Source organism: Sphingobium sp. CCH11-B1, from assembly GCF_001556865.1.
Classification (GTDB): Bacteria; Pseudomonadota; Alphaproteobacteria; order Sphingomonadales; family Sphingomonadaceae; genus Sphingobium.
In genome coordinates this window covers 1-12,105 of the sequence record NZ_LSJY01000114.1, presented here as the reverse complement: position 1 = coordinate 12,105, position 12,105 = coordinate 1, and the positions used below count along the sequence as shown (strand labels likewise).

Annotated in this window: 5 protein-coding genes and 3 pseudogenes; 5 read left to right on the top strand and 3 right to left on the bottom strand. The window is 65.0% G+C overall.

All coding sequences use genetic code 11. From position 1 onward, the window contains the following. The 3 genes and pseudogenes from AX724_RS24855 to AX724_RS12185 form a co-directional block, all read left to right on the top strand. Window positions 1-161: pseudogene (locus AX724_RS24855) on the top strand (tyrosine-type recombinase/integrase); the annotation flags it as partial. Window positions 162-263: 102 nt separating this feature from the next. Further along, window positions 264-2,045, top strand: a pseudogene (locus AX724_RS12190) (strawberry notch C-terminal domain-containing protein); the annotation flags it as partial. Window positions 2,046-2,183: 138 nt separating this feature from the next. Continuing rightward, a complete protein-coding gene (locus AX724_RS12185) occupies window positions 2,184-2,945 on the top strand; it encodes a YkgJ family cysteine cluster protein (RefSeq protein WP_066766771.1) in 762 nt (253 codons plus the stop codon). A 40-nt stretch (window positions 2,946-2,985) separates the two neighbouring features. Here the strand turns inward: AX724_RS12185 and htpG are convergent, their stop codons facing one another. From htpG to AX724_RS12170, 3 genes are all read right to left on the bottom strand, one after another. Then, window positions 2,986-4,866, bottom strand: a complete 1,881-nt coding sequence (gene htpG, locus AX724_RS12180; RefSeq protein WP_066766766.1) for a molecular chaperone HtpG — start codon at window positions 4,864-4,866, stop codon at window positions 2,986-2,988. A 288-nt stretch (window positions 4,867-5,154) separates the two neighbouring features. After that, entirely contained in the window at window positions 5,155-6,648 is a 1,494-nt protein-coding gene (locus AX724_RS12175; protein WP_231471613.1) for a septum formation inhibitor-activating ATPase, read from the bottom strand. Window positions 6,649-6,653: 5 nt separating this feature from the next. Beyond that, window positions 6,654-9,005, bottom strand: a complete 2,352-nt coding sequence (locus AX724_RS12170; protein ID WP_066766757.1) for a hypothetical protein — start codon at window positions 9,003-9,005, stop codon at window positions 6,654-6,656. Window positions 9,006-9,190: 185 nt separating this feature from the next. Between AX724_RS12170 and AX724_RS12165 the strand changes: the two genes are divergently transcribed. Further along, window positions 9,191-11,260: a ParB/RepB/Spo0J family partition protein gene (locus AX724_RS12165; protein WP_066766776.1), complete on the top strand. Its 2,070-nt coding sequence runs from the start codon at window positions 9,191-9,193 to the stop codon at window positions 11,258-11,260. Between the two features lie 84 nt (window positions 11,261-11,344). Next, window positions 11,345-12,079, top strand: a pseudogene (locus tag AX724_RS12160) (ArdC family protein); the annotation flags it as partial. Between the last annotated feature and the right edge of the window lie 26 nt (window positions 12,080-12,105).

Here is a 12,105-nt window from a genome sequence, read left to right as displayed (position 1 = left end):
ACGCCAGTATCCAGAGCACCGAGACCTACTTGCGCGCCGATCCCGAAGAGAAGCTTCAGATTCTCGCTGCCCACGGTGCCCCTGCGATCAAGCCGGGGCGCTTCAAGCCGCCATCCGACGCTCTGATCACCATGCTTACCGACGTTCGAAGACGGGCCTGACCCGTCCCCGGACATTCTCCTGACCCACATATTATCTGGAGTGAAATCATGGAAAACCGAAGGAAACCTGCGCCTCCTGCTGCCACGCTCGACATAAACTGCGACTGCAAAGAATACATCATCGATTACCTCGAGCGTGCCTTCCCGACCCGGCAGATGCGCGTCTTCAAGGATGATACCGGCACGCCGCGCTCACTTCCGATGGTGAATGACGACGGGCACCCGGTCTACAATCCCGAGGCCCAGGCCGCACGCGACGCGCTGATCGAGACGCTCTGCGCCATGCCCCCGATCATGTCGGCGCTCGATGCGCTGCTCGAGCATTTCGGCCATGACAATGTCGCCGAGGTCACCGGTCGCACCAAGCGGCTCATCACCGCAAGCGACGGGCGCCAGAAGCTCGAAAGCCGCTCGGCGCGGACCAGCCAGGCGGAGGCCGCGGCCTTCATGGCCGGCAAAAAGCGGATGCTGGTCTTCTCCGACGCCGGCGGTACGGGCCGCAGCTATCATGCCTCGCTCGACGTCATGAACCAGGAACAGCGCGTCCACCTGCTCCTCGAACCCGGTTGGCGCGCCGATCGCGCGATCCAGGGGCTCGGCCGAACCCACCGAACCCATCAGGCGACAACGCCGCTGTTCCGGCCGGTGACCACCGACTGCAAGGGCGAGCTGCGCTTCACCAGCACGATCGCGCGGCGCCTCGACAGCCTCGGGGCGCTGACGCGCGGCCAGCGGCAGACGGGCGGGCAGGGGCTCTTCGACCCGGCCGACAATCTCGAAAGCGAATATGCCTGCGCCGCGCTCCTCTCCTGGTTCGACCTGCTCGCGGCCGGCAAGCTCTCGAGCACCACGCTTGACGACTTCCAGCATCGCACCGGCCTGGAGCTCTGCGACAAGGATGGCGTCCTCAAGGACGAGATGCCGCCCATCCAGCGCTGGCTGAATCGCATCCTCGCCCTGCCGATCGCGCTGCAGAACAATATCTTCGACGAATTCCTGTCGCTGATCGAAACCCGCGTCTCGGCCGCGCGCGAAGCCGGCCGCCTCGATGTCGGCGTCGAGACGATCCTCGTCGACAAGGCCACGCTGATCGACGACGTGGTGCTGCGGACCGATCCCCGCACGGGCGCAACCTCGCATCTGCTCACCATCGAGATCGCGCGACGCCGCAACCCGGTCTCGCTCGAGCGCATCCTGCGGATCGCCGACGGCGATGCCAGTGCCGGCTTCATGATCAACCGCAAGTCGGGCAAGGTTGCGCTCAGGACACGGGCGCGTTCGCTCATGGAGGAAAAGGAGGGCACGCCGATCCCCCGCGTCGAGATGATGCGGCCCACGCGCAACGAATATATGCGCGAGGACGATCTCTACGAATCCTCCTGGGAGGAGGTGACGCGCGACGCCTTCACGGCAACCTGGTCGGACGAGGTGGAGGCCGCCCGGCAGACCGTCGACAGCGAGACGATCCGGCTCGCGACGGGCCTGCTTCTGCCGATCTGGTCGGCGCTGCCGAGCGATCATATGGCGGTGAACCGCATCGTCGATGGCGAAGGGCACTCCTGGCTCGGCCGTCTCGTGTTCGACGATCACGTGCCTCAGCTGTTCACCAAGCTCGGCATCGATCGTTCCGAGGCGCTGCCGGCGGACGCCGTCGCCAAGGCGGTCACGTCCGGGCGCAGCGTCGACGTCTCACATCCGTTCCCGCTCACCATCAAGCGCTCGGTCGTCAACGGCTCCCAGCGGATCGAACTCGTGGGTTGCCCGCACGACCGCTTGCCCTGGCTCAAGTCGATCGGCTGCTTCACCGAGGTGATCCAGTATCGCACGCGCATGTTCGTGCCGATGGCGACCGCGGAAGCCGTCCTCGGTCAGCTTCTCGCCTAGCGATGGAGCGGGGGGCTCGCAGTTGTAAACTCGTGTAAAATCACAAGAAATGGACGGCGCGATGTGGCGGATTGCCCGAAAATAACCTATCAGGCTCGTTGCGGGCAAATAACGATAGTGTAACAGGAAGATCATGCCGTGACGGACGTGGATTCCTCGTCTCGCGGCGAGGTACAGCCTTACATTCGCCCCGATAGCGAGATCGTTCGGGAGATGCGCGCACTAAGGGGATTCATCGACGAGGCCCGCTCCGCCCGCACCCTCGATCCGCTCTTCGGCTATCTCTATGACGCGATCGAGCGGCGAACGCCCGAGCAGGTTTGGACCGAAGCGGCATGCGGTCCGCGCTGTGCCTGGTGTTGCCACACCCGCGTCTCGGCGACAGCGCCGGAAATCCTCTTCCTCGCGCGAAATCTGCCCACCGGCGTGACGGATGGCATTCCGGCATTGGCCAGGCGGCGCCGTGAGGGCTGGGATAAACCGCTCCTGGAGAGTCTGGCGCCCTGCGCGGTCCTCGCCGATGGTCTCTGCACGGCGCATCCCAGCCGTCCGATCGTCTGCCGCACCACCATGTCGCTCGACGCGGACCAGTGCCGGCTCGCCTGCAGCCTTCCGGACGAAGCCGTCATCCCCTCTGCGCTCGCATCGGTCGCCCTGCGCGCAGCCTATGAAATCGCGCTTCAGGGAGCGCTCCTCAACGCCGGTTATTGCACCGACAGGTTCGATCTTGCGACCGCGCTTGCCGATGCGGTTTCGCATCCGGATGCGGAATCGGCGTGGCTCGCCGGCGGCGACGTCTTTCCCTCCGCGCTCCGGGTCGAACAGGACGGCTATCTCGACGAGCCGGTGAGACGCGCCCTCTACGAGGCAGCGTTTGATCCCGGCGTTAGCACGGTCTGAGCGCCGCCCCGGGGACCGCACCCAGACCTCCGGGCAGGCGCTATGCGAGCGCCTTCGTCCAGATCCTTCCCAATCGGGCGGCGAAACCGCGCGGATCGGCCGGAAGCTCACCATCGGCAATCCGCGCCTCGTCGAGAAGCAGCCGAGCCGAGTCCTCGCGCAGGTCCGCATCTGCAGCAAGGCCGGCAAGCTTCTGCACAAGATCGTGACGAGGGTTGATCTCCAACACGGGCCGTGCCGCCGTCCCGCCACGCCCAGAGGCTGCCAGCAGCTTCTCGAGCTGTCTGTCCATTCCGTGTTCGGGCGCAACCAGGCATGCCGCGCTTTCGGTGAGTCGCTCGGAGGCCCGCACGTCCGACACCTCGTCCTTGAGCACCTCCTTCACGAACTCGATGAAGCCGGAAACCTCATCGGACGTGGAGGCGGCCGGCGCATCGCCTTCGGTCAAAGGTATGAGCCCGAGATCGGCCGAGCCCTGCGTCACGGACTTGAAGGGCTTCCCTTCGAAGTCCAGTCCCGCGGTCACCCAGAAACTGTCCACCTGATCCGTCAGCAGCAGCACCTCTATCCCGCGAGCCCGGAAGCCCTCGAGCTGAGGCGAGGACGCCAGACGATCGAGATCGGGTCCGGTCGCATAGTAGATCGCCGTCTGGTTTTCCTTGATCGCCGCGACATAGTCCTTCAGCGAACGCCACTCGGTGCCGGAGGTCGTCGTCTTGAAGCGCGCCAGACCCAGCAGCGTTTCGCGCCGGCCATAGTCCTCGTACAGCCCCTCCTTCAGCACCGCCCCGAAATTCATCCAGAATTGCTGGTAAGCATCGGCGTCATTCGTCGAGAGCTTCTCGAGCTCCGACAGCAGCCGGTTCGCCACGCCCTTCTGGATCGCGGCCAGCACGGGGCTCTCCTGGATCATCTCCCGCGACACGTTCAGGGGAATGTCGCTGGAGTCGACGAGACCGCGCACGAACCGGAGGTAACGAGGCAGGATTTCGGCTTCGTCGGTGATGAAGACCCGTTTGACATAGAGCTTCATCCGCCCGTGACGTTCCGGGTCGAACAGGTCGAAAGGCTTCATCTCCGGAATGAAGGCGAGGACGGAATATTCGTGCAGACCCTCGGCCCGATAGTGCAGCGTAAGCGCAGGCTTGTCGAACTGCCCGGCCACGCTGCGGTAGAAGTCGGTGTAATCCTCTTCGCTAATTTCGGACTTTGGCTTCGTCCAAAGGGCGGCGCCGTCGCCTATCTGGACCGGCTCAGCATCGGGCTTCTCCAGCAGGAAGATCGGCACGGGGACGTGGCCCGACTGCGCCTTGATGATCCCTTCGGAGTTGAAGCGCTGCGCATATTGGGCCGCGTCTTCCTTGAGCTCCAGCACGACCCGGGTGCCATGCGTGGGGGCATCCGCAAGCTCGGCAATCTCGACGCTGTAGGTCCCAAGACCGTCCGACGACCAATGCGCCGCGGTATCCCCACCGGCCCTTCGCGAGAACACGTCGACTTTGTCGGCGACCATGAACGCCGAATAGAAACCGACGCCGAACTGCCCAATCAGCTGCGCGCCTTCAGCGTCTTTCGCCGAAGCGACGCGTTCCATGAAGGCTTTGGTCCCCGATCGCGCAATCGTGCCGAGCGCCTCGATCATCTCGGCCTCGTTCATGCCGATGCCATTGTCCTCGACGATGAGCCGCCGCTGGTCGGGGTCGAGTGTCACTGTGATCCGCGGGAGTTCGCCCGAGCCCAATTCGGGATGGCTCAGCATTTCATAGCGAAGCTTCTCGCAGGCATCGGCGGCGTTCGAGATGAGTTCGCGCAGGAACACATCTTTGTCCGAATAGACCGAGTGCACCATGAGGTGCAGCAGCTTGGCAACGTCCGTTTCGAAGGAACGGGTTTCAGGCGCAGCATCCAACGTCGTCGTCATGGCTTCTTTCCACAATCTCCTGGGTTTCGATCGCCGATCAGATGGCGAGACCGCCAAATGCTTTCAAGCAGACGCGGTGAAGACATTCCTCGATCACGCGCCGCTCCGGCATGTGGACTTGGACGAACAATGATCGGCAGGCGAAAAAAGAGCCTGCCCGGCAGGACCAGGCAGGCTTTATGAGTGGGAGGCCGCCGAAACTTTCGACTCGAAGGCCCCTCGGGTCGCAGCAAGATCGTATCGTAACGCGCCTGCATTTCCTTGCACGGATGCGACACTCGCGTGTCGCTAGAGGCGCCCGCATTCGACGAGCAGATTCGTCGCCGTTTCGAGCCGGTCCGGGGTCGGCTCTGGAGGATTGCCCTGGCGCGTCGTGCCCGGCGTCAGCGTCCATCCGCCCTCGTCCATGACAATCCGCAAACGGAGGATCGTCTTGCCCCGATTTCGAGCGTCGGCCAGGCCCCGTCCGACGGACCAATAGGCATGCTGCGCCATGATCCAGATCTCGAGCACGCGCCCGACGAAACCGGCCGGCGAGAGCTCACGCCAGCTTTCCGCCTCCCTCCTGGCCCGGCTGAGGGGCAATCGATCGGGATTCTCGAATGGGTGGCCCTGGTTCGGCGCTTCGCGGAGGCAGAGAGCAAGGGCCGCGACAATGGCAGTAGGAAGCCTTTCCTGGTCGCGAAGGACTTTCTGCAGGGAGCGAAGATGTTCGACGGGATTTGTGGTGTCCTTCGACGCGAGAATCCACTCTCCAGCGCTATCCGCCAATGACGTCTCGTCGAGGGCATCGATGAAGGCCTGTGCGAGCTGCCGGGTGGAACGGGAGGCAGGTAGAAGCGCGCCGATCGTCCAATAGAACAGACCTTCGAGCGCGAGCCGGAACAGCTGCCGGATCTGGACCGCTCTCCATTCGTCCGCCGCGATCGGGCGGTCGTTCGCGTTGCTCCATGCGTCGGCCCGATCGGCCATCCGCATTCTGATATCCTCGTACGTCGCCTCCTCGTCCGCCAGATCCGCAACGGCCGCCAGAATCAGAGCCACGCCTTTCTGGCGGGCCGGCGCCGCGCGTTCGCCGCCGAGCCTGGCGAACATGGCCTTCGCTTCGGCCGCGCGAGGCTTGTCCATCGTCCAGAGTTTACCCCAGCGCTCGGCGTCCGCCCGCTTCACGCTGACGCTTCCGAAGCGATTGAACGCCTCGTGGTCCAGCTCGCCCTCGAAGCGTTTTTCGAAGGCGTCGAGCACCGGCTCGAGGGCAGGATCGGGCTGGAATATGCCAGCGGCGCCCTCGACCGGGATCAACCAGCCCATCGTGCGCAGGCTTGGGCCGTAGTTCAGCGGCGATATGAAGCCGGTGGAATAGCGTCTCATGTTGCGCCGGGCTTCCCATTCCTCGCCGCCAAAACGATAGCGCACCGTATCCAGCATCGGGCGCATGGCCTGTGCTCCGGGTATGTCGGCTTTCGGATTGATCAGAAACTGCGACCACGCGTAGATCGCCTCGATCCGGTCGACGAAATCGCGCATCTCCTCGGCCTGTGCGCTCTGTCGCCTTCCGCGCTCGAGGATATGGCGGACGCGCCGCCAGGCCCAGGCCATCAGCGTATAGGGCCGGATGTGGCTTGCGACGTTGTTGAGGTCAGGGAGCACCCGGTCCATCAGGCCGAAATTGATCTGGCGCAGACCGAGCGGATCCACGCCGCCCATGCCGACCTTGCTTCTGTCGACCGGCTGGGGCTCGCCGGCGGTGCGGGCGACATCAAGGAGTTCGTTCAGGTCCATCACGTTCAGCAATCCCGATTGAGCAGGATTCGGCCGCAGCAACTCGCCAATCCCCGCAGCCGCAGATCTTCTCCGGCCGCAAGGGGAAGCCGCATATGGCAACGCGGGCACGACGCTCGGAAGGTCTCGAGTACCATCAGCTTGGCGAACGAGGCGGGATCGCGCAGCGCCCGGTCAAGACTGGGCCAGTGCGGCGACGAGCGAAGGCTATCAAATCCGACATCGGGACCATGCCCATCGCCGGCGGCAAGATAGGCGTCGATTTGCTCGCCCACGGTCCTTGCCGTCAGCACTTCGCCGAGAAAACCGTCGAGATCGATGCCTTCGCCGAGCAACGCCATGAAAGCCGGGATGACATCTGGAGAGACGGCAATGGTGGCCGGATCGATCCCGCGGCGCAGGAAATAGCGTCGCGCCCGAATGGCATTGTCGTCTCGTCGGTCGGCGGCATGATGAAGGAGGATGGAAGCGGCGGCGAGGTCGCTCTCGGGGCCGTCAAGCGCGGCGATCTGCGGCAACACCTTGTCGAGCCAGAGTTGCACCTTGGCCGGTGCCGGCCTGATCCGGTCGGCCAGGAAATGCGACAGCGACAGCGCCATGAGCGCGTTACGACCCGCAGCCTCGGGCGCCAGCATGGTCGTCAGCAGTTCGTCGAAGATCTGGAGCGACCGATAGTTCGCCGCTTCTTCGGACCTCGCTCGCTTCTCGCGGTCCTTTTCATCGTCGTCGTCGTCATCGTCGGTTTCGCCGCCGGCCCCCCAAGGACCGCGCGACTGCCTGAACACGGCACGGATCAGGGCCATGGTGTGCCGCCACGCGGACGATGTTTCCTCTCCGGGCGCGCCCGACAGCAAATTGGCGCCGAGGGCAGCCGCATTGAGGTCGGCGAGCGTCACCATGCCTTCGGTCCCGTCTGGCCGGCCGCCACTTCCGCCACCGCCGATGCCGAGCGATGCGGGCATGCGACTCGGATCCTCGCGAAACCACGCCAGGATGGCGGCGACGTCGGTCGGCGTTTCGGTGCCGGCGAGCATCGCCATGAGCCGCGTGGCAATCGAACCTGTGCGCCGGATCAGCTCGAGCGCCGCCGCAATCGACACGAAGCCTTCCCAGCAGCGGCTGCCTTGCTCAAGTCCGAGGATCAGACGACCGTTTTCCCAGCTTTCGAATTCGATGCCCGGCGCGTCGAGCTGGAAATGGCCGTCGCCAGAGACCACGACCGGACCCAGCGCATGGGATCCCCTGGGGGTTCGCAGCACGGCGCTTGCGTTCCCGCCAAGCCTCGGTGTCAGCGCGCGCCCCGCTATCCGTTCTCCTTCCAGCGAGGCGCTCAGGATTCCGACTGCGGAGTCGCTCGTCTCGTTCTCGTCCAGCGCGTCTGCCGGGAGGCGGGCAGGGGCCGTTCCCGGGGCCGTGACCCAGTAGCTCTTGCTGCCCCGCTGGACCCGGAGGACCCCGGCCTCGACGTTTCGCCCGAACAGACCGGCATGCGTCACATTGGCGCTGCCGCTGAGAAGGAGGCGTCCTTTGCGGCAAACCAGTTCGATCGACTTGGCATGGAGCGGTCTGTCATCGTGGCCGAACGCATCAGCGACATCGACGGGCTGCCACTTGGACCCGCCCTCGAAGGGCCAGGCATTCGAACCCGGACCGCGGACCGTTCCTGCGGGATGGGCATGGAGATGCGCTTTTTCGATACCCAGCAGCGTCGCGAGCGCACCCAGCCCGTCGGCGCGTAGATCGTAATAGGGCGAGACCGTCGTGAGGCGCGTCACGCCGCCAAGATCGTCGGCATAGAGCGCCAGCTGTTCCGCGATCGGCGCATCGAGGCTGTGCACCATATGGATATTGCCCGCCCGCGGCTGTCCCTGCGCCGATCGTCGCAGGGAACCGGCGATCGTCTCGCAGGCAGGCCCTGCCGTCGTGATGATCTGAGCCGACGCGGCGAGCTGTTCGAAAAACGCCGCCGCATCGTCAAAGGCGTCCGCAGCGAAGCTTGGATGCAGATGCTCGACCAGCTCGAGATTACCGCCCCACCCCGCGAAAGTCAGGTTGCCCGATCCGACGAGCAGATGGGCATCGTCATCGCCGAACAGCGCGCCCACTTTTGCGTGAAACACCCCATGATTTGCGCAGGCCACGGCTTCGATCTCATAGTCGCGGCCGACCCTGCGCGCGCCTTCCTCGCTCAGGCCGGCGCGCACGCCTTCCGGATCGGCCAGGATGAGGGCATTGCGACCACCCCCGCGAAGCAGCGCGTCGAGAAGCACCGCCTCGAAAAACGACAGCGAAAGCGCATAGGTCGTGAAGGCAGCGCGCCTCCATGGCGCTGCCGAGATCAGATCAAGCGGATTCACACGCACCCCCTTGGTTCAAGCCTAATCGCTCCCCAGTTCACCGACAGTAAAAATCGAGGCTTGCCGAAAGGCGATCGCTCGGCGGCTCAGCCGCTCGCCGGTTCGCCGCAAGCCAATCGGGGAAAGGGAAGGGGGGACGGAGCTGGTGTCCGGGATGATCCGGACGCCAGATGGAGCTCCTTCCCATGACCGCATCCGTTAAGCTCGCCAAGCTCACGCTTTCGCCCATCAACGTCCGCAAGCGACCCGACGAACTGCTCGAAATCCCGCAGATGGCGGCCGATCTCGAAGCGCGCGGCGTCCTGCAGAACCTTCTCGTCACCCCCGTCCGGAAACCGCGCGGCACCTTCGAGGTGTTCGATGGCGGTCGCCGCCTGCGCGGCCTGCGCCTGCTCGCCGAGCGCGGCGTGATCGACCCGGAGACCTATGACGTTCCCGTGAAGGTCCTGGTCGGTGACGAGGCGACCCTGTCCGAGACTTCGACGGCGGCCAACTTCCACCAGCTCAAGATGACGCCGGCCGAGGAATGCCGGGCGTTCCAGTATTTCATCGGGCTGACGGGCGACATCGACGGCGTCGCCAAGCGCTTCGGTCTCACCCGGCGCTTCGTCGAGGGCCGCCTGCGCCTTGCGACTCTCGCCGAACCGATCTTCGAGGCGCTGAGCGAAGGCACGATCACGCTCGACGTCGCCAAGGCCTATGCGTCGACCGAGAACCAGGAGAAGCAGCTGCTCGTCTGGAACAGCTACGGCACCAGCTACTCCAACGCCGACACCATCCGCCGTGTCATCGCCAACGAAACCATGAACTCGACCGATCCCGTCGCCATCCTGGTCGGCGAGGACCGCTACGCGGACGCCGGCGGCAAGGTCGACCGCGACCTCTTCAGCGACAGCGGCGACAAGTGGGTCAATCCCGAGATCGCGCAGCGGCTCGCCGCGGACATCATGGAAGCGGAAGCCAAGCGCGTCGGCGAGGAATTCGGCTTCGGCTGGATCCGTCCGATCGCGTCCAACTATACCCACAGCGCCGCCGCCGGCCTCTATCGCGTCATCCTGCCCGCCGCGGACCTGACCGAGGAACAGCAGCGCCGGCTCCAGGAGATCGCGGAACGTCAGCAGGCGATTTCCGTGGCGATGGACGACGAAGCCATCGGCGAGGACGCCTATAAGGCGCTGGACCAGGAATATGACGAGCTCAGCGCCGAGGAGCATGCGATCCGCAACGTCGCGCCGGTCCTGCCGGACGAACTGCGGCCGCTGGTTGGCGCCTTCCTCAAGCTGACGCCCAAGGGCGAAATGGTGCTCGACGCCGAATATTACAGCGAGGAGCCGATCCGGATCGGCGGCACCGAGGACGAGACGGGCGCCACCGCGGACAAAGGCTCGCGCAGCCGGCCGAGCGGTGCCGGCAGGGAATCCGCGAGCCCGGCCTCCCGGCCGGAAGCGGTGGCTCCGGGCGGCAAGCCGCTCAGCGCCCGGCTCTACGACGAGCTCGCGATGCAGCGGCGCGACGTCCTGGCAGCGACGCTCCTCAGCCACCCGGCCCTCGCGCTCGACTATGCGCTCTTCGTCATGATCGACGATCGCATGACCGCCGAAAGCGCCTATGGCTCGACCATTCGCGCGCGCTCGCCCCAAGACCCGGTCACTGGCGAGCAGCCTGCGACCCGCGCCCGTAGCTATCTCGCCGAAGCCCATGACGGGCTCGATGCCGGCTGGACCGAGTACCAGTCGCAGGTCGACCGGTTCGAGGCCTTCCGCGGTCTCGACGACGACGCCAAGGCGGCCTGGCTCGCCTATATCGTCGCGATGTCGCTCGAAGCGCCGAATTCCCGCGCCGAGCATTCCCCGCTGCACAACCGGCTTGCGACCATCATGGAAATCGATGTCGCAAGCTGGTGGCGGCCGACCTCGGAGAACTTCTTCGACCGGGTCAGCAAGGGTTCGATCCTGACCTTGCTCGCCGATGTCGGCGGGGCGGCGCTCACGGCGCGTCACGCAACGATGAAGAAGTCCGAAATCTCGGAATCGTGCGCCAAGCTCTTCGCCGGCGAAGCGATCGTCGAGCCGGATGTTCGCGACGCGGCGCTGGCCTGGGTCCCGAACGCGATGAAGTTCCTCGATTTTGCTCCCGCCGACGATCTCGATGTCGACGACGAGCCTGAGGACCAGGGCGTCGATCAGGAGACGCTCGCGGTGAACGACGCCGATGGCGAACCTCAGCTGGACGATCGGGACGCGCTCGCGGCCTGAGGCCTCTCACCTCCTGGAGTGCTGACCGCCGGCGCGCAGACACGCGTCGGCGGTTCCCTTCTCATCCGCACGGGAGTACCCACCATGACAGCTTCACGTCGGTCCAGCCGCGACGTTGCCGCGGAAATCACGGATCTCATCATCCGCAAACTCGAGGAAGGCGTTCCGCCCTGGTCGCGACCTTGGCGGTGCAGCGGCGCCGGCGGCCGCCCGCTCCGGCACTGCGGGACGCCTTACACCGGCATCAACACGCTCTATCTCTGGGCGCTTGGCGATGCGATGGGCTACCGCTCACGCTTCTGGATGACCTATCGCCAGGCCGAGGCGCTCGGTGCCAATGTCCGGCGCGGCGAGACCGGCGCGATCTCGGTCTATTATTCCTCGTTCAAGAAGACCGAGGAGCATCCCGAAACCGGCAAGGAGGTCGAGAAGAACATCCGCTTCCTTCGCCACTATGTCGTCTTCAATGCCGACCAGATCGACGCGCTCCCGGCCTATTTCTACGCGCCCGAAGAGGCGGAGATTCCGGTGGAACCCTCCACGCGCCAGGCGGCGATCGACGCCTTCTTCGACGCGATCCCCGCCGACGTCCGCCATGGCGGCAACCAGGCCTACTTCACGCCGACCTTTGACCATATCCAGATGCCGAGCCGCACCTCGTTTCGCAGCATGGATCTTTACGCGTCGACGAGATGCCACGAGACCGTCCACTGGTCGGGCCACTCCGACAGGCTGGCCCGCACCTTCGGCAAGCGCTTCGGCGATAAGGCCTATGCGTTCGAAGAGCTCGTCGCCTTATCTGGACAGTCTGCACCGTGCCTGACGCACCATTGAACGGTATGTTC